The sequence below is a fragment of the Paraburkholderia polaris genome (assembly GCF_012927345.1).
Taxonomy (GTDB): domain Bacteria; phylum Pseudomonadota; class Gammaproteobacteria; order Burkholderiales; family Burkholderiaceae; genus Paraburkholderia; species Paraburkholderia polaris.
The window spans coordinates 1-18,620 of the sequence record NZ_JABBGJ010000083.1 but is presented as its reverse complement, the minus strand read 5'-3'; the positions used below and the strand labels follow the sequence as shown (position 1 = coordinate 18,620).

The 18,620-nt window shown below is 58.7% G+C and carries 15 protein-coding genes and 1 tRNA gene; 15 read left to right on the top strand and 1 reads right to left on the bottom strand.

Annotated elements, in window-relative coordinates; genetic code table 11:
* The 8 genes from HHL24_RS41690 to rplL all read left to right on the top strand — a co-directional run.
* Window positions 1-299: EF-Tu C-terminal domain-related protein (locus tag HHL24_RS41690; protein WP_456238532.1), on the top strand; the 299-nt coding region annotated here is incomplete at its 5' end.
* Window positions 300-364: 65 nt separating this feature from the next.
* A tRNA-Trp gene (locus HHL24_RS41685) sits at window positions 365-440 on the top strand.
* Between the two features lie 36 nt (window positions 441-476).
* Window positions 477-857: a preprotein translocase subunit SecE gene (secE, locus tag HHL24_RS41680; protein WP_169491093.1), complete on the top strand. Its 381-nt coding sequence runs from the start codon at window positions 477-479 to the stop codon at window positions 855-857.
* A gap of 1 nt (window position 858) precedes the next feature.
* The gene (gene nusG, locus HHL24_RS41675) at window positions 859-1,416 is read left to right on the top strand and encodes a transcription termination/antitermination protein NusG (protein ID WP_007180147.1); all 558 of its coding nucleotides are present in this window, start codon (window positions 859-861) and stop codon (window positions 1,414-1,416) included.
* A 165-nt stretch (window positions 1,417-1,581) separates the two neighbouring features.
* The gene (gene rplK / locus HHL24_RS41670; protein ID WP_115781229.1) at window positions 1,582-2,013 is read left to right on the top strand and encodes a 50S ribosomal protein L11; all 432 of its coding nucleotides are present in this window, start codon (window positions 1,582-1,584) and stop codon (window positions 2,011-2,013) included.
* A complete protein-coding gene (gene rplA, locus HHL24_RS41665; protein WP_035554727.1) occupies window positions 2,014-2,712 on the top strand; it encodes a 50S ribosomal protein L1 in 699 nt (232 codons plus the stop codon).
* Window positions 2,713-3,014: 302 nt separating this feature from the next.
* Window positions 3,015-3,518 (top strand): 50S ribosomal protein L10, encoded by a 504-nt coding sequence (rplJ, locus tag HHL24_RS41660; protein ID WP_035554729.1) that lies wholly within the window; start codon window positions 3,015-3,017, stop codon window positions 3,516-3,518.
* Between the two features lie 63 nt (window positions 3,519-3,581).
* Complete coding sequence (gene rplL, locus HHL24_RS41655; protein WP_074281984.1) at window positions 3,582-3,953, top strand: 50S ribosomal protein L7/L12; 372 nt, start codon at window positions 3,582-3,584, stop codon at window positions 3,951-3,953.
* Here rplL and HHL24_RS41650 read toward each other — a convergent pair.
* Window positions 3,946-4,200, bottom strand: a complete 255-nt coding sequence (locus HHL24_RS41650) for a hypothetical protein (protein ID WP_169491092.1) — start codon at window positions 4,198-4,200, stop codon at window positions 3,946-3,948. The two genes, rplL and HHL24_RS41650, sit on opposite strands and share 8 nt — an antisense overlap.
* A gap of 124 nt (window positions 4,201-4,324) precedes the next feature.
* On the opposite strand from HHL24_RS41650, the gene rpoB reads away from it, so the two are divergent.
* The 7 genes from rpoB to HHL24_RS41615 form a co-directional block, all read left to right on the top strand.
* A complete protein-coding gene (rpoB, locus tag HHL24_RS41645) occupies window positions 4,325-8,431 on the top strand; it encodes a DNA-directed RNA polymerase subunit beta (protein ID WP_169491091.1) in 4,107 nt (1,368 codons plus the stop codon).
* A gap of 21 nt (window positions 8,432-8,452) precedes the next feature.
* Window positions 8,453-12,691 (top strand): DNA-directed RNA polymerase subunit beta', encoded by a 4,239-nt coding sequence (rpoC, locus tag HHL24_RS41640; protein WP_169491090.1) that lies wholly within the window; start codon window positions 8,453-8,455, stop codon window positions 12,689-12,691.
* A 223-nt stretch (window positions 12,692-12,914) separates the two neighbouring features.
* Window positions 12,915-14,762: a DNA helicase RecQ gene (recQ, locus tag HHL24_RS41635; protein WP_169491089.1), complete on the top strand. Its 1,848-nt coding sequence runs from the start codon at window positions 12,915-12,917 to the stop codon at window positions 14,760-14,762.
* A 221-nt stretch (window positions 14,763-14,983) separates the two neighbouring features.
* Window positions 14,984-15,364, top strand: coding sequence for a 30S ribosomal protein S12 (rpsL, locus tag HHL24_RS41630; protein ID WP_006998493.1), 381 nt, complete (start codon window positions 14,984-14,986; stop codon window positions 15,362-15,364).
* Window positions 15,365-15,545: 181 nt separating this feature from the next.
* Complete coding sequence (gene rpsG / locus HHL24_RS41625; RefSeq protein ID WP_006053291.1) at window positions 15,546-16,016, top strand: 30S ribosomal protein S7; 471 nt, start codon at window positions 15,546-15,548, stop codon at window positions 16,014-16,016.
* A 134-nt stretch (window positions 16,017-16,150) separates the two neighbouring features.
* Window positions 16,151-18,253, top strand: a complete 2,103-nt coding sequence (gene fusA / locus HHL24_RS41620) for an elongation factor G (protein ID WP_169491088.1) — start codon at window positions 16,151-16,153, stop codon at window positions 18,251-18,253.
* Between the two features lie 47 nt (window positions 18,254-18,300).
* On the top strand, window positions 18,301-18,620 hold a 320-nt coding region (locus tag HHL24_RS41615), incomplete at its 3' end, for a GTP-binding protein (protein WP_206003258.1).

The window sequence follows — 18,620 nt, the reverse complement described above, 5'->3', positions numbered from 1 at the left end:
CGGGTTCGATCAACCCGCACACGCACTTCACGGCTGAAGTGTACGTGCTGAGCAAGGACGAAGGTGGTCGTCACACGCCGTTCTTCAACAACTATCGTCCGCAGTTCTACTTCCGTACGACGGACGTGACGGGCTCGATCGAGTTGCCGAAGGACAAGGAAATGGTCATGCCGGGCGACAACGTGTCGATCACGGTGAAGTTGATCAACCCGATCGCGATGGAAGAAGGTCTGCGCTTCGCAATCCGCGAAGGCGGCCGTACGGTCGGCGCAGGTGTGGTTGCTAAGATTCTCGAGTAACGCCAGAAAGTTCTCGTTGATCGGTAGTTTCGGGGTTGGCGGTGTCGTCAACCCCAAAATGGTTTAGGGGTATAGCTCAACTGGCAGAGCGTCGGTCTCCAAAACCGAAGGTTGGGGGTTCGATTCCCTCTGCCCCTGCCAACTCTCGCGCCGTATATGGCGCTTCGTTAAGGTGTTATGGCGAATCCTTCCGTCGAAACTGTAAATACATCCGGCGACAAGCTGATGCTCGTCGCGGGCGTATTGTTGGTCTTGGCCGGGTTCGTGGGGTTTTTCTGGCTCAGCGGCCAGGAATGGTACGTCCGCGGAGCCGCCTTGGCTGTTGGCGCTATCGCTGGTGTTGCAGTCGGTCTTCTCTCCGCGCCTGGCAAGGGTTTCATCGCTTTCGCCAAAGACTCGTACAAAGAAGTTCGTAAGGTTGTCTGGCCGACTCGTAAAGAGGCCACCCAGACAACGCTCGTAGTGTTCGGCTTCGTGTTCGTCATGGCGGTCTTTCTTTGGATTAGCGACAAATCCATCGAATGGGCGATTTTCTCGGTGATTCTGGGTTGGAAATGATATGAGCGATACTCCGGCATCCCCGAGCGGCAAACGTTGGTACGTGGTGCACGCCTACTCCGGCATGGAGAAGAGCGTGCAACGTGCGCTTCAGGAGCGCATCGAACGTGCTGGCATGCAAGACCAATTTGGTCAAATCCTTGTTCCTACTGAAGAAGTGGTCGAGGTGAAAGGGGGTCACAAATCGGTGACCGAACGTCGTTTCTTTCCGGGCTATGTCCTGGTGGAAATGGAAATGACGGACGAAACGTGGCACCTCGTGAAGAACACGGCAAAGGTGACGGGTTTCGTAGGCGGTGCGCGTAATCGTCCGAGCCCGATTTCCCCGCGGGAAGTCGAGAAGATCATGTCGCAGATGCAGGAAGGCGTGGAAAAACCGCGTCCGAAGACCTTGTTTGAAGTCGGCGAGATGGTGCGGGTGAAGGATGGTCCGTTCACGGATTTCAACGGCAGCGTCGAAGAAGTGAACTACGAAAAGTCGCGCGTCCGTGTTTCCGTTACAATCTTCGGCCGCGCAACGCCGGTCGAGCTGGAATTCGGCCAGGTCGAAAAGTTGTAATCCAGAATTCTACGGAACGTACCGATCGGTGCGTTCCGTATTTCGCGCTTACGGTCCGCGTAATGGCCGTTGAGGAGCGCAAGTAGTCCGTTTTTCGGCGAACGCGCGCTACTACTCACTGAATGTCCGCTTGTACTACGGCGGCGTTCCTAAGAGGTTTTCAAAATGGCAAAGAAAATCATCGGCTTTATCAAGCTGCAGATTCCTGCAGGTAAAGCCAACCCGTCGCCGCCGGTTGGTCCGGCACTGGGCCAACGCGGCCTGAACATCATGGAGTTCTGCAAGGCGTTCAACGCGCAGACTCAAGCTCTGGAACCGGGCCTGCCGATTCCGGTCGTGATCACCGCGTTCGCGGACAAGAGCTTCACATTCGTTCTGAAGACGCCGCCGGCTACGGTTCTGATCAAGAAGGCAGCGAAGATCGACAAGGGTTCGGCCAAGCCGCATACCGACAAGGTCGGCAAGATCACCCGCGCTCAAGCTGAAGACATCGCCAAGACCAAGATGCCCGATCTGACGGCAGCTGATCTGGACGCAGCGGTTCGTACGATCGCTGGTAGCGCCCGCTCGATGGGCATCACCGTGGAGGGCGTGTAAATGGCTAAGCTTTCAAAGCGTCTGCAAGCATTTGCAGCCAAGGTTGATCGTCAAAAGCTGTACGCGATCGACGAAGCTCTGTCGCTCGTGAAGGAATGCGCAAGCGCGAAGTTCGACGAGTCGATCGACGTTGCAGTGCAACTCGGCATCGACGCGAAGAAGTCGGACCAAGTGGTTCGTGGTTCGGTCGTGCTGCCGGCTGGTACCGGTAAGTCGGTTCGCGTGGCAGTGTTCGCACAAGGCGAAAAGGCTGAGCAAGCTCGTGCAGCCGGCGCAGAAATCGTCGGTATGGAAGACTTGGCTGAACAAGTCAAGGCTGGCAAGCTGGACTTCGACATCGTGATCGCTTCGCCGGACACGATGCGCGTTGTCGGTACGCTCGGTCAGATACTCGGCCCGCGCGGCCTGATGCCGAACCCGAAGGTTGGCACGGTTACGCCGGACGTCGCGACTGCGGTCAAGAACGCCAAGGCTGGTCAGGTGCAATTCCGTGTCGACAAGGCCGGTATCATCCACGCCACGATTGGCCGTGCTTCGTTCGAGCCGACGGCTCTGCGTAGCAACCTGAACGCTCTGGTCGACGCGCTGCAAAAGGCGAAGCCGGCAACGAGCAAGGGTGTGTACCTGCGTAAGGTTGCGCTGTCGAGCACGATGGGTGTCGGCGTTCGCGTCGACCAGGCATCGATCGCAGCACAGTAATAAATTTCATCGCCTCGATGTGAATCGAGGCGGTTTTATGGGCTTTGGGCGGTCGCAAGGTGGCAGTCTGCATCGAGCGGCCGGTTGTCAAAGACCGTTGGCGGGAAAGCAGCAGGCAGGCTGACCCTTAATGTGAAGCCAACGCAGATGGCGAACCCGAAAAGGTTTTGTAGTGATGAAGCTGGTTGAGATCCGCAGCAATGTGGATTTCAGGCGGTCGAAATACTCCTGACTGGTCGGACGCCGTTATTGAACGCGGTACACAAGGCGCACGCCGCGTGTATCGAATCTGGAGGTTAACCGTGCCACTTAACAAAGAAAGCAAGCAGGCCGTCGTCGCTGAGGTTGCCGCGCAAGTCGCGAAAGCCCAGACCGTGGTTCTGGCTGAGTATCGTGGAATCGCGGTTGGCGATCTGACCAAGCTGCGCGCGAAAGCGCGTGAGCAACAGGTTTACCTTCGCGTGTTGAAAAACACGTTGGCGCGTCGCGCTGTCGAAGGTACCCCGTTTGCTTCCTTGGCAGAGCAGATGACTGGTCCCCTGATCTACGGCATCTCGGAAGATGCAATTGCTGCTGCTAAGGTCGTCAACGACTTCGGCAAAACCAATGACAAGTTGATCATCAAGGCTGGTTCCTACGAAGGCAAGGTGATGGACAAGGCTGGCGTGCAAGCGCTGGCAAACATCCCGAGCCGCGAAGAACTGCTCTCCAAGCTGTTGTACGTTATGCAAGCACCTGTTTCTGGCTTTGCGCGCGCTCTGGCGGCGCTGGCAGAAAAGAAACAAGGCGAAGAAACCGCTGCGTAACGCACTTCAGTCGAGCGTGATTGATCGCTGGCTGTATCCGAATTCAATTTAGGAGTATTTCAAATGGCAATCGCAAAAGATGACATCCTCGAGGCAGTAAGCTCGATGTCGGTTCTGGAACTGAACGAGCTGGTCAAGGCGTTCGAAGAAAAGTTTGGTGTGTCGGCAGCTGCTGTTGCAGTGGCAGGCCCGGCAGGCGCAGCGGCAGCCGTCGCTGAAGAGCAAACCGAATTCACGGTCAACCTGACGGAAGTCGGCGCGAACAAGGTTTCGGTCATTAAGGCTGTTCGTGAACTGACGGGTCTCGGCCTGAAGGAAGCGAAGGACCTGGTCGACGGTGCACCGAAGCCTGTTAAGGAAGCGGTACCGAAGGCTGCTGCTGAAGAAGCCAAGAAGAAGCTGGAAGAAGCCGGCGCGAAGGCTGAAATCAAGTAAGTTTCAGCGCGTTGTGCGAAGGCTGGCGGTTTTCCACCGCCGGCCTTTTTGTGCTTGTTGGGGGCCATGTTTTTTGCCAGCCGGTTTCGGCAAGAACAGGAGCCCCAGAAGCCAAAGAAAATCGCCTATCGGCAATACTGACCGGCGTTTCTCTTTGTCTTCTGAAGCGACTGCAGAAGGCAAGTTTGGTCGGGTAGCGGGCAACACAGGCATCCGCTGCCGTCAGCCAGCGGTTGGTAGCGGCCAACCACCAAGCTTCTAGGCTCGTTCAAGCCATCGGACGGCCATCGGGTCTCAGTCGGTGAACACTCGGGTTGTCTCATCAAGGTATCCTGCCTCGACAACAATGCCCGCCGTGATTCGGAGATCGTATGCAATATTCCTTCACCGAGAAGAAGCGCATTCGCAAGAGTTTTGCGAAGCGCCCCATCGTTCACCAAGTACCTTTCCTGCTGGCTACCCAGCTTGAATCATTCAGCACGTTTCTGCAAGCAGACACGTCATCCACGCAACGCAAGCCGGAAGGCCTGCAAGCTGCGTTTACATCCGTTTTCCCGATTGTTTCGCATAACGGGTTCGCACGTCTAGAGTTCGTCAGCTACATGCTGTCGCCGCCGGCATTCAACATCAAGGAATGTCAGCAGCGCGGTTTGACGTACTGCTCGGCACTGCGCGCGAAAGTGCGTCTGGTGCTGCTCGACAAAGAATCGCCGAGCAAGCCGGTCGTCAAGGAAGTGAAGGAACAGGAAGTGTACATGGGCGAAATTCCGCTCATGACGCCGACGGGTTCGTTCGTGATCAACGGCACGGAACGTGTGATCGTTTCGCAGCTGCATCGTTCGCCGGGCGTGTTTTTCGAACACGACAAGGGCAAGACGCACAGCTCGGGCAAGCTCCTGTTCTCGGCACGTATCATTCCTTACCGCGGTTCGTGGCTCGACTTCGAATTCGATCCGAAGGACGTGCTGTACTTCCGCGTCGACCGCCGTCGCAAGATGCCGGTCACGATCCTGCTGAAGGCGATCGGCCTGACGCCGGAACAGATCCTCGCAAACTTCTTCGTGTTCGACAATTTCACACTGATGCCGGAAGGCGCGCAGATGGAATTCGTGCCGGAGCGTCTGCGTGGTGAAGTCGCACGTTTCGACATTTCGGACCGTGACGGCAACGTGATCGTCCAGAAGGACAAGCGGATCAACGCCAAGCACATTCGCGATCTGGACAACGCGAAGACGAAGTTCATCTCGGTGCCGGAAGATTATCTGCTCGGCCGCGTGCTGGCGAAGAACGTCGTTGACGGCGACACCGGTGAAGTCATCGCAAACGCGAACGACGAAATCACTGAAACCGTCCTCGAAAAGCTTCGCGAATCGAAGATCAAAGACATTCAGACGCTCTACACGAACGATCTGGATCAAGGTCCGTACATCTCGTCGACGCTCCGTATCGACGAAACCGCGGACAAGATGGCCGCTCGCATCGCGATCTACCGCATGATGCGTCCGGGCGAACCGCCGACCGAAGAAGCGGTCGAGGCACTGTTCAACCGTTTGTTCTACAGCGAAGACGCATACGACCTGTCCAAGGTGGGTCGTATGAAGTTCAATCGCCGTGTCGGTCGCGACGAAATCGTCGGCCCGATGACGCTGCAAGACGACGACATCCTCGCAACCATCAAGATCCTGGTCGAACTGCGTAACGGCAAGGGCGAAGTGGACGACATCGACCACTTGGGCAATCGTCGTGTGCGTTGCGTCGGCGAACTGGCGGAAAACCAGTTCCGCGCAGGTCTCGTGCGTGTCGAACGTGCCGTGAAGGAACGTCTGGGTCAGGCTGAAAGCGAAAACCTGATGCCGCACGACCTGATCAACTCGAAGCCGATTTCGTCGGCGATTCGCGAGTTCTTCGGTTCGTCGCAGCTGTCGCAGTTTATGGACCAGACCAACCCGCTCTCGGAAATCACCCACAAGCGCCGTGTTTCGGCACTTGGCCCGGGCGGTTTGACGCGTGAGCGTGCCGGCTTTGAAGTCCGCGACGTGCACCCGACCCACTACGGCCGCGTGTGCCCGATTGAAACGCCGGAAGGTCCGAACATCGGCCTGATCAACTCGCTCGCACTGTATGCGCACCTGAACGAATACGGCTTCCTCGAAACGCCGTATCGCAAGGTTGTGGACAGCAAAGTGACCGACCAGATCGACTATCTGTCGGCGATCGAAGAAGGCCGTTACGTAATCGCTCAGGCGAACGCGGCGGTGGCTGCTGATGGCTCGCTGACCGACGAACTGGTGTCGTCGCGTGAAGCAGGCGAAACGCTGATGGTGACGCCGGACCGCATCCAGTACATGGACGTGGCGCCGTCGCAGATCGTCTCGGTCGCAGCTTCGCTGATTCCGTTCCTCGAGCACGATGACGCGAACCGCGCATTGATGGGTTCGAACATGCAGCGTCAGGCTGTGCCGTGTCTGCGTCCTGAAAAGGCTGTGGTCGGTACGGGTATCGAACGCACGGTGGCAGTCGACTCGGGTACGACGGTTCAGGCATTCCGCGGCGGTGTGGTCGATTACGTCGACGCTGGCCGTATGGTGATTCGCGTGAATGACGATGAAGCCGTTGCTGGCGACGTCGGCGTGGACATCTACAACCTGATCAAGTACACGCGTTCGAACCAGAACACGAACATCAACCAGCGCCCGATCGTGAAGGTCGGCGATATCGTGTCGCGTGGCGACGTGCTGGCTGACGGTGCATCGACCGACCTCGGCGAACTGGCTCTCGGCCAGAACATGCTGGTCGCGTTCATGCCGTGGAACGGCTACAACTTCGAAGATTCGATCTTGATCTCGGAGAAGGTGGTTGCTGACGATCGTTACACGTCGATCCACATCGAAGAACTGAACGTCGTTGCTCGCGATACGAAGCTCGGACCGGAAGAAATCACGCGCGACATCTCGAACCTGGCTGAAGTGCAACTCGGCCGTCTCGACGAGTCGGGCATCGTCTACATCGGCGCTGAAGTCGAAGCAGGCGACGTGCTGGTCGGTAAGGTCACGCCGAAGGGCGAAACCCAGCTGACGCCGGAAGAAAAGCTGCTGCGCGCGATTTTCGGTGAAAAGGCTTCGGACGTGAAGGACACGTCGCTGCGCGTGCCGTCGGGCATGAGCGGCACGGTCATCGACGTTCAAGTGTTCACGCGTGAAGGCATTCAGCGTGACAAGCGTGCGCAACAGATCATCGACGATGAACTGAAGCGTTACCGCCTCGACCTGAACGACCAGCTGCGTATCGTGGAAGGCGATGCATTCCAGCGTCTCGCACGTATGCTGACCGGCAAGGTCGCGAACGGCGGTCCGAAGAAGCTCGCGAAGGGTACGAAGATCGAACAGGCTTACCTGGAAGATCTCGACCACTACCACTGGTTCGACATCCGCCTCGCGGACGAAGAAGCAGCGGCACAGCTCGAAGCTATCAAGGACTCGATCGAACAGAAGCGTCACCAGTTCGATCTGGCGTTCGAAGAAAAGCGCAAGAAGCTCACGCAAGGCGACGAACTGCCGCCGGGCGTGCTGAAGATGGTCAAGGTGTATCTTGCTGTGAAGCGTCGTCTGCAGCCTGGCGACAAGATGGCCGGCCGTCACGGTAACAAGGGTGTGGTGTCGAAGATCGTTCCGATCGAAGACATGCCGTACATGGCCGATGGCCGTCCGGCTGACGTCGTTCTGAACCCGCTCGGCGTGCCGTCGCGGATGAACGTGGGTCAGGTTCTCGAAGTGCATCTGGGTTGGGCCGCGAAGGGTCTCGGCTGGCGTATTGCAGAAATGCTGCAACGTCAGGCGAAGATCGCTGAACTGCGCGAATTCCTGACCAAGATCTACAACGAGTCGGGCCGCGCTGAAGAGCTGGACAGCTTCACGGACGACGAAATCGTCGAACTGGCGAAGAACCTGCGCGAAGGCGTTCCGTTCGCAACGCCGGTGTTCGACGGTGCGACGGAAGAAGAAATGTCGCGCGCGCTGGATCTGGCATTCCCGGACGACATCGCGAAGAACCTCGGCATGACGCCGTCGAAGAACCAGGTGCGTCTGTATGACGGCCGCACGGGTGAGATGTTCGAACGTACGGTGACTGTCGGCTACATGCATTACCTGAAACTGCACCACTTGGTCGACGACAAGATGCACGCGCGTTCCACGGGCCCGTACTCGCTCGTGACGCAGCAGCCGTTGGGCGGTAAGGCGCAGTTTGGTGGCCAGCGTTTCGGTGAAATGGAAGTGTGGGCGCTCGAAGCGTACGGCGCATCGTACGTGTTGCAAGAAATGCTCACGGTGAAGTCGGATGACGTGGCGGGCCGGACCAAGGTGTATGAGAACCTGGTCAAGGGTGATCACGTGATCGACGCCGGCATGCCGGAATCCTTCAACGTGCTCGTGAAGGAAATCCGCTCGCTCGGTATCGACATCGACCTCGACCGCAACTAATCGGACTACGGAGAGAAAGCAATGAAAGCTCTGCTCGATCTATTCAAGCAAGTCCAACAGCCTGAAGTTTTTGACGCGATCAAGATCGGTCTGGCCTCGCCAGACAAGATCCGTTCGTGGTCGTTCGGTGAAGTCAAGAAGCCGGAAACCATCAACTACCGGACGTTCAAGCCGGAACGCGATGGTTTGTTCTGCGCGAAGATCTTCGGGCCGATCAAAGACTACGAATGCCTTTGCGGTAAGTACAAGCGCCTGAAGCATCGTGGCGTGATCTGTGAAAAGTGCGGCGTCGAAGTGACGCTCGCCAAGGTGCGTCGCGAACGGATGGGCCACATTGAGTTGGCCTCGCCGGTCGCTCACATCTGGTTCCTGAAGTCGCTGCCGTCGCGTCTGGGCATGGTGCTCGACATGACGCTGCGCGACATCGAACGCGTGCTGTACTTCGAGGCATACGTGGTGATCGATCCGGGCATGACGCCACTGAAAGCGCGGCAGATCATGACCGAAGAGGATTACTACAACAAGGTCGAAGAGTACGGTGACGAATTCCGTGCCGAGATGGGCGCGGAAGGCGTTCGCGAGCTGCTGCGCGCGATCAACATCGACGAGCAGGTCGAGATGCTGCGCACTGAACTCAAGAACACGGGTTCGGAAGCGAAGATCAAGAAGTACGCGAAGCGCCTGAAGGTGCTCGAGGCCTTCCAACGTTCGGGCATCAAGCCTGACTGGATGGTGCTCGAAGTGCTGCCGGTGCTGCCGCCGGAACTGCGTCCGCTGGTGCCGCTGGATGGCGGCCGCTTCGCGACGTCGGACCTGAACGACCTGTATCGCCGCGTGATCAACCGTAACAACCGGTTGAAGCGTCTGCTCGAACTGAAGGCGCCTGAAATCATCGTCCGCAACGAAAAGCGGATGCTGCAGGAAGCCGTCGATTCGCTGCTCGACAACGGTCGCCGCGGTAAGGCAATGACCGGCGCGAACAAGCGTCCGCTGAAGTCGCTCGCTGACATGATCAAGGGTAAGGGCGGTCGTTTCCGTCAGAACTTGCTCGGTAAGCGCGTGGACTACTCCGGCCGTTCGGTGATCGTGGTCGGCCCGACGCTCAAGCTGCATCAGTGCGGTTTGCCGAAGCTGATGGCGCTCGAACTGTTCAAGCCGTTCATCTTCAACAAGCTCGAAGTGATGGGTGTCGCTACCACCATCAAGGCTGCGAAGAAGGAAGTCGAGAACCAGACGCCGGTGGTGTGGGACATCCTGGAAGAGGTGATCCGCGAACATCCGGTCATGCTGAACCGTGCACCTACTCTTCACCGTCTTGGCATTCAGGCTTTCGAGCCGGTGCTGATCGAAGGTAAGGCTATCCAGCTGCACCCGCTCGTTTGCGCGGCGTTCAACGCCGACTTCGACGGTGACCAGATGGCTGTGCACGTGCCGCTGTCGCTCGAAGCGCAGATGGAAGCGCGTACGCTGATGCTGGCGTCGAACAACATCCTGTTCCCGGCTAACGGCGATCCGTCGATCGTGCCGTCGCAGGATATTGTGCTCGGCCTGTATTACGCGACGCGCGAAGCAGTGAACGCCAAGGGCGAAGGCCTGACGTTCACCGGCGTGTCGGAAGCACTGCGTGCTTACGAGAACAAGGAAGTCGAGCTGGCCTCGCGCGTCAATGTGCGGATCACGGAAATGGTCCACAACGAAGACACGTCGGAAGGCGCGCCGAAGTTCGTGCCAAAGATCACGCTGTATGCGACGACCGTCGGCCGTTCGATCCTGTCAGAAATTCTGCCGCCGGGCCTGCCGTTCTCGGTGCTGAACAAGCCGCTGAAGAAGAAGGAAATCTCGCGCCTCATCAACACCGCATTCCGCAAGTGCGGTCTGCGTGAAACGGTGATTTTCGCCGACCAGTTGATGCAGTCGGGTTTCCGCCTGGCAACGCGCGCCGGTATTTCGATTTGCGTCGACGACATGCTCGTGCCGCCGCAAAAAGAACAGATCGTCGGCGACGCCGCGAAGAAGGTGAAGGAATACGACCGTCAGTACATGTCGGGTCTCGTCACGTCGCAAGAGCGCTACAACAACGTGGTCGACATCTGGTCGGCAACGTCGGAAGCGGTCGGCAAGGCGATGATGGAACAGCTGTCGACGGAACCGGTGACGGATCGCGACGGCAACGAAACGCGTCAGGAATCGTTCAACTCCATCTACATGATGGCGGACTCGGGTGCTCGTGGTTCGGCAGTTCAGATTCGTCAGTTGGCCGGTATGCGTGGCCTGATGGCGAAGCCGGACGGCTCGATCATCGAGACGCCGATTACGGCGAACTTCCGTGAAGGCCTGAACGTGTTGCAGTACTTCATCTCGACTCACGGTGCACGTAAGGGTCTCGCTGATACGGCACTGAAGACGGCAAACTCGGGTTACCTGACGCGTCGTCTCGTCGACGTGACGCAGGATCTGGTGGTGGTCGAGGACGATTGCGGTACGTCCAACGGCGTCGCCATGAAGGCGTTGGTCGAAGGCGGTGAAGTCGTCGAAGCACTGCGTGACCGTATTCTGGGTCGCGTGACGGTGGCTGACGTCGTCAATCCGGAGACACAGGAAACGCTGTACGAAACGGGCACGTTGCTCGACGAAGATGCGGTCGAAGAAATCGAACGCCTCGGTATCGACGAGGTGCGCGTGCGTACGCCGCTGACTTGCGAAACGCGTTACGGTCTGTGCGCAGCCTGCTATGGCCGCGACCTGGGTCGTGGCTCGTCGGTCAACGTCGGTGAAGCAGTTGGCGTGATCGCAGCCCAGTCGATCGGTGAACCGGGCACGCAGCTCACGATGCGTACGTTCCACATCGGTGGTGCGGCATCGCGTGCAGCAGTGGCTTCGTCGGTTGAAGCCAAGTCGAACGGTACGGTGCGTTTCACGGCGACAATGCGTTACGTCACCAACGCGAAGGGCGAGCAGATCGTCATCTCGCGTTCGGGCGAAGCGATGATCACCGACGACCACGGCCGCGAGCGTGAACGTCACAAGGTGCCGTACGGCGCGACGCTGTTGCAACTGGACGGCGCGCAGATCAAGGCCGGCACGCAACTGGCGACGTGGGATCCGATGACGCGTCCGATCATCACCGAGTACGGTGGTACGGTGAAGTTCGAAAACGTCGAAGAAGGCGTGACGGTTGCCAAGCAGATCGACGATGTGACGGGTCTCTCGACGCTGGTCGTGATTGACGTGAAGCGCCGCGGTTCGCAAGCGTCGAAGACGGTGCGCCCGCAGGTCAAGCTGCTCGACGCGAACGGCGAAGAAGTCAAGATCCCGAACACCGAGCACTCGGTGCAGATCGGCTTCCAGGTCGGCGCTCTGATCACCGTGAAGGACGGTCAGCAAGTGCAGGTCGGTGAAGTGCTCGCACGGATCCCGGTTGAATCGCAAAAGACTCGCGACATTACCGGTGGTCTGCCGCGTGTGGCCGAACTGTTCGAAGCGCGCTCGCCGAAGGACGCCGGTATTCTGGCGGAAGTCACGGGCACGACGTCGTTCGGTAAGGACACGAAGGGCAAGCAGCGTCTCGTTATCACGGACCTCGAAGGTAATCAGCACGAGTTCCTGATCGCGAAGGAAAAGCAGGTTCTGGTGCACGATGGTCAGGTCGTCAACAAGGGCGAAATGATTGTCGACGGGCCGGCTGATCCGCACGACATTCTGCGGTTGCAGGGCGTCGAAGCGCTGGCGCGCTACATCGTGGACGAAGTGCAGGACGTGTATCGTCTGCAGGGCGTGAAGATCAACGACAAGCACATTGAAGTGATCGTCCGTCAGATGCTGCGCCGCGTGCAGATCGTCGATAACGGTGACACGCGCTTCATCATGGGCGAACAAGTCGAGCGTTCGGATATGCTCGACGAAAACGACCGGATGGCTGCGGAAGGCAAGATCCCGGCAACCTACGACAACGTGCTGCTCGGTATTACGAAGGCATCGCTGTCGACCGATTCGTTCATCTCCGCGGCGTCGTTCCAGGAAACGACTCGCGTGCTGACCGAAGCGGCGATCATGGGCAAGCGCGACGATCTGCGCGGGCTGAAGGAAAACGTGATCGTTGGTCGCCTGATTCCGGCTGGTACGGGTCTCGCGTTCCACAAGGCACGCAAGAGCAAGGAACTGTCCGACCGCGAGCGTTTCGATCAGATCGCAGCGGAAGAGTCGTTCGAATTCGGTACGCCGGAAACCCCGGCCGCCGAACAGCAGCACTCAGGCGAGTAAGTCCCGGCGGCGAAAGCCGCTTGGGGCTCACCAGCCAGCGAAGCCGCTCAGTTTCGACTGAGCGGCTTTTTTTTGGTCGTCCCACGCACCGCGCGCGTCTTATTTTTGTGCGGTTTTTGTGGATTCATCGGCCAAACGGCTAACGTTTCTGCAAAGCGCGGGCGCAGCACGAATGCGTTGGTAAAATTCGTGTCACCGGCATTACGCTGCTTCTCTCAAATTCATGTCCCGTCCGCTCGAAATCCTCAACGAAGTCTTTGGTTACCCCGCGTTCAGAGGACAGCAGGGCGAAATTGTCGAGCACGTCGCCGGCGGTGGCGACTGCCTCGTGCTGATGCCGACGGGCGGCGGCAAGTCGTTGTGCTACCAGATTCCTTCGCTGGTGCGGCGGGAAGCCGGTTGCGGAGCGGGAATCGTCGTGTCCCCGTTGATCGCATTGATGCAGGACCAGGTTGCCGCGCTAAAGGAAGTGGGCGTTAGGGCCGCGTATCTGAATTCCACGCTATCGAGCGCCGAAGCGATGGCCACGGAGCGCGCGCTGCGCGAAGGCGAAATCGACCTGCTTTACGTGGCGCCGGAACGGTTGATGACGCCCCGTTTCCAGGAGCTGCTCGAGCGCACGCGCATTGGCCTGTTCGCCATCGACGAAGCGCATTGCGTGTCGCAATGGGGCCACGATTTCCGTCCTGAGTACATTCAGCTGTCGGTGCTGCACGAGCGCTTTCCGAACGTGCCGCGCATCGCGCTCACCGCGACCGCCGACGCGATCACGCGCGACGAAATCATCCACCGTCTCGCGCTCGATGACGCGCGCATCTTTGTATCCAGCTTCGATCGCCCGAACATTCGCTATCGCATCGTTGAAAAGGACAATGCGCGTACGCAATTGCTCGACTTCATTCGCGCCGAACACTCAAAACCGGATGGCACGACCGACGCCGGCGTTGTCTACTGCCTGTCGCGTCGCAAGGTCGAAGAAACGGCAGCGTGGCTGAAAGAGAAAGGGATGCGCGCGTTGCCTTACCACGCTGGCATGGAGTTCGAAATCCGCCAGAAGCATCAGGAGATGTTTCAGCGTGAGGAGGGCATCGTGATGTGCGCGACGATTGCTTTCGGCATGGGAATCGACAAGCCGGACGTGCGTTTCGTGGCTCACCTTGACTTGCCGAAGAGTGTCGAAGGTTACTACCAGGAAACCGGGCGCGCAGGCCGCGACGGCATGCCGGCGAACGCCTGGATGGCGTACGGTCTGGGCGACGTCGTGCAGCAACGCAAGATGATCGACGAGTCCGACGCCGACGATGCGCACAAGCGCGTGCAGACCGGCAAGCTCGATGCGTTACTCGGGCTGTGCGAAGCGGCGACCTGCCGCCGGGTGCGGCTGCTCGCGTATTTCGGCGAATCGAGCAAGCCGTGCGGCAACTGCGACAACTGCATCGAGCCGCCCGACACATGGGACGCGACGCGCGAAGCGCAGATGGCGCTGTCTTGCGTGTTCCGCGCACAGCGGGCGAGTGGATTTCACTTTGGCGCCGGGCATCTGATCGATATTCTGCGCGGCAACCGCAGCGAGAAGATCCTGCAACGCGGTCACGAGAAGCTCACCACCTTCGGGATCGGAGCGGCGCTCGGCGAGCCGGAGTGGCGCGCCGTCTTTCGCCAACTCGTCGCATTTGGCTACCTCACCGTCGACCACGAAGGTTTCGGCTCGCTGGTGCTGACTGAGGCTGCCAAAGCGGTGTTGAAGAGCGAGCAGAACGTGACGATGCGCCGCTATGTGAAGCCCACGCGTACCCGCCAGTCATCCGGGCGCACCAGCGAGCGCGCCGACCCGACGATCGGCATGGGCCCGCGCGAGCGCGCCCGCTGGGAACGCCTGCGCGCCTGGCGCACGGAGACGGCGAAAAGCGACGGCGTGCCGGCCTACGTTATCTTCCACGACGCCACGCTGGCCGAAATTGCCCGCAACGGCCCCGATTCCATGGAGGATTTGCGCGGTATTCCGGGTATGGGCGCCCGCAAACTCGACCGCTTCGGCGACGAGTTGCTGGAAGTCGTCGCCGCCGACTGAGCGCCGGCGAGCGCAGTTTGAGGTCGGCAGGCGTGCGAAACAATGCAACCTGTTGACTCGCTTAGTATTTTCGGAATATTATGCTAGGTTCCGGTTCTTGGAATGCCCGTATGCGAAGTCAATTCGTGCGCTGACACCCCGATCCGGAAGTTCGATGCGCAATCGTTTCTGCTTTGCCCGGAAACAGATGCGTCGATTTTGTTCAATTTCAGGAATAAACAATGCCAACCATCAATCAACTGGTTCGCAAAGGCCGCGCGTCGGAAACGACGAAGAGCAAGAGCCCGGCTTTGCAGGACTGCCCCCAGCGTCGCGGCGTGTGCACCCGTGTGTACACCACGACGCCTAAGAAGCCTAACTCGGCACTGCGTAAGGTTGCCAAGGTTCGTCTGACGAACGGCTTCGAAGTTATTTCGTACATCGGTGGTGAAGGCCACAACCTGCAGGAACACTCGGTCGTGCTGATTCGCGGCGGCCGTGTTAAGGACTTGCCGGGTGTGCGTTACCACATGGTTCGCGGCTCGCTGGATACCCAGGGCGTCAAGGATCGTAAGCAGGCTCGCTCGAAGTACGGTGCGAAGCGTGCCAAGGCTGGCAAGTAATTAGCCGGTCGGTGTAGTTTCAGGTCGCCTTCAAAGGCGGTAATAGCGGTGGTGCCGGAATCGCCGGTGCTGTCGAGTAAGTGGTCACCCGACCAGGCTGGTAAGTCGTTAGAGATGAATCGGGTTAGTTGGTGGCCGCGGGGCTAAAAATAGCTCCAACTGAAAAAGTAAAGGAAGAAACATGCCGCGTCGTCGCGAAGTCCCCAAGCGGGAAGTGTTGCCGGATCCGAAGTTCGGTAACGTAGATGTAGCTAAGTTCATGAACGTGCTGATGCTCTCCGGCAAGAAGTCGGTTGCTGAGCGCATCGTGTACGGCGCTTTCGAGCAGATCCAGACCAAGGGTGGCAAGGACCCGCTGGAAGTGTTCACGGTAGCGCTCAACAACGTCAAGCCGGTGGTCGAAGTTAAGAGCCGCCGCGTTGGTGGTGCGAACTATCAGGTTCCGGTCGAAGTGCGTCCGTCGCGTCGTATGGCATTGGCGATGCGTTGGTTGCGTGAAGCCGCGAAGAAGCGCAGCGAGAAGTCGATGGCCCTGCGTCTGGCAGGTGAACTCTCCGAAGCGGCCGAAGGCCGTGGCGGCGCGATGAAGAAGCGCGACGAAGTTCACCGGATGGCAGAAGCCAACAAGGCGTTCTCGCACTTCCGTTTCTAAGCTTCCCGAACCCGGGTTTAGCAGAAAAAGCGGAAAGAAATTCCGGGCGGGTGCGCTTACAAAGCGCCTCGCCCGTTTGTGTTACAGCGCGATGGGTATTTTCTCGCATCGCGTCATCCCAATAGAGGATCAAAGTGGCTCGCAAGACACCTATCGAGCGCTACCGTAACATCGGTATTAGCGCTCACATCGACGCCGGCAAAACGACGACGACCGAGCGCATCTTGTTCTACACCGGCGTGAACCACAAGATTGGTGAAGTTCACGACGGCGCTGCCACCATGGACTGGATGGAGCAGGAGCAGGAACGCGGCATTACGATCACGTCTGCTGCTACCACGGCGTTCTGGAAAGGCATGGCCGGCGACCGCGCTGAGCACCGCATCAACATCATCGACACCCCGGGCCACGTTGACTTCACGATTGAAGTTGAACGCTCGATGCGCGTGCTCGACGGCGCATGCATGGTGTATTGCGCAGTGGGCGGTGTGCAGCCCCAGTCGGAAACCGTGTGGCGTCAGGCTAACAAGTACAAGGTTCCCCGTCTCGCGTTCATCAACAAGATGGACCGTACCGGCGCGAACTTCTTCAAGGTCTACGACCAGCTCAAGCTGCGTCTGAAGGCAAACCCGGTTCCGGTCGTGGTGCCTATCGGCGCTGAAGAAACGTTCACGGGCGTGGTCGATCTGCTGAAGATGAAAGCGATCATTTGGGACGAAGCGTCCCAAGGAACGAAGTTCTCGTACGAAGACATCCCGGCAGACCTCGTCGACACGTGCAACGAATGGCGCGAGAAGATGGTCGAAGCTGCGGCTGAATCGAGCGAAGAGCTGATGAACAAGTACCTCGAAGAAGGCGAGTTGACGGAAGCGGAAATCGTTAAGGGTCTGCGCGACCGTACGATCGCTTGCGAAATCCAGCCGATGCTGTGCGGTACCGCGTTCAAGAACAAGGGCGTGCAACGGATGCTGGACGCCGTGCTCGACTTCCTGCCGTCGCCGATCGACATTCCGCCGGTTACGGGCGAACTCGAAAACGGTGAAAAGGCTGAGCGTCGCGCAGCTGACGACGAGAAGTTCTCGTCCCTCGCATTCAAGATCATGACCGACCCGTTTGTCGGCCAGTTGATCTTCTTCCGCGTCTACTCCGGTACGACGAAGTCGGGCGACACGCTGCTGAACGCGACCAAAGACAAGAAAGAACGTCTCGGTCGTATTCTGCTGATGCACGCAAACCAGCGTGAAGAAATCAAGGAAGTGCACGCAGGCGACATCGCTGCTGCAGTTGGCTTGAAGGACGCGACCACGGGCGATACGCTGTGCGATCCGCTGCACCCGATCGTGCTCGAGCGCATGATTTTCCCGGAGCCGGTTATTTCGCAGGCTGTTGAGCCGAAGACGAAGCCGGACCAGGAAAAAATGGGTCTGGCCCTGAACCGTCTGGCTCAGGAAGATCCGTCGTTCCGCGTTCAAACGGACGAAGAATCGGGTCAAACCATTATTTCGGGTATGGGCGAGCTCCACCTGGAAATTCTGGTCGACCGGATGAAGCGTGAATTCGGCGTCGAAGCAACCGTCGGTAAGCCGCAAGTGGCGTATCGTGAAACGATCCGCGGCAAGGCGGAAGACGTTGACGGCAAGTTCGTCAAGCAGTCGGGTGGTCGCGGCCAGTACGGTCACGCGGTCATCACGCTCGAGCCGAATGAGCAAGGCAAGGGCTACGAGTTCCTGGACGAGATCAAGGGCGGTGTGATTCCGCGTGAATACATCCCGGCAGTCGACAAGGGTATCCAGGAAACGCTGAAGGCTGGCGTGCTGGCGGGCTTCCCGGTCGTTGACGTGAAGGTTCACCTGACGTTCGGTTCGTACCACGATGTTGACTCGAACGAAAACGCGTTCCGCATGGCCGGTTCGATGGCGTTCAAGGAAGCAATGCGCAAGGCTCAGCCGGTCATCCTCGAACCGATGATGGCTGTCGAAGTCGAAACGCCGGAAGACTACATGGGCAACGTGATGGGCGACCTGTCGGGCCGTCGCGGTATTGTTCAGGGCATGGAAGACATGATTGGCGGCGGCAAGATCGTTCGCGCCGAAGTGCCGCTGTCGGAAATGTTCGGCTACTCGACGTCGCTGCGTTCGCTGAGCCAAGGTCGTGCAACGTACACGATGGAGTTCAAGCACTACTCCGAAGCACCGCGCAACGTGTCTGAAGCGATCATCAACGCGAAGTCGAAGTAAGCGCGCGGCAAGTCATTCAACGATTAACTTTTTGAAAGAAGAGAAACATGGCTAAAGGTAAATTCGAACGGACCAAGCCGCACGTGAACGTCGGCACGATCGGTCACGTTGACCACGGCAAGACCACGCTGACGGCAGCGATCACGACGGTGCTGACCAAGAAGTTTGGCGGCGAAGCAAAGGCATACGACCAGATTGACGCGGCGCCGGAAGAAAAGGCACGTGGTATCACGATCAACACGGCACACGTCGAGTACGAAACGGCTAACCGCCACTACGCACACGTCGACTGCCCGGGCCACGCTGACTATGTGAAGAATATGATCACGGGCGCAGCGCAGATGGATGGCGCGATCCTGGTGTGTTC

Coding starts and splice junctions, on each gene's coding strand:
- rpoB (WP_169491091.1), top strand. CDS start 4,325: ATGCAATATTCCTTCACCGAGAAGAAGCGCATTCGCAAGAGTTTTGCG.
- recQ (WP_169491089.1), top strand. CDS start 12,915: ATGTCCCGTCCGCTCGAAATCCTCAACGAAGTCTTTGGTTACCCCGCG.
- secE (WP_169491093.1), top strand. CDS start 477: ATGGCGAATCCTTCCGTCGAAACTGTAAATACATCCGGCGACAAGCTG.
- rpoC (WP_169491090.1), top strand. CDS start 8,453: ATGAAAGCTCTGCTCGATCTATTCAAGCAAGTCCAACAGCCTGAAGTT.
- rplL (WP_074281984.1), top strand. CDS start 3,582: ATGGCAATCGCAAAAGATGACATCCTCGAGGCAGTAAGCTCGATGTCG.
- rplA (WP_035554727.1), top strand. CDS start 2,014: ATGGCTAAGCTTTCAAAGCGTCTGCAAGCATTTGCAGCCAAGGTTGAT.
- rpsG (WP_006053291.1), top strand. CDS start 15,546: ATGCCGCGTCGTCGCGAAGTCCCCAAGCGGGAAGTGTTGCCGGATCCG.
- rpsL (WP_006998493.1), top strand. CDS start 14,984: ATGCCAACCATCAATCAACTGGTTCGCAAAGGCCGCGCGTCGGAAACG.
- rplK (WP_115781229.1), top strand. CDS start 1,582: ATGGCAAAGAAAATCATCGGCTTTATCAAGCTGCAGATTCCTGCAGGT.
- nusG (WP_007180147.1), top strand. CDS start 859: ATGAGCGATACTCCGGCATCCCCGAGCGGCAAACGTTGGTACGTGGTG.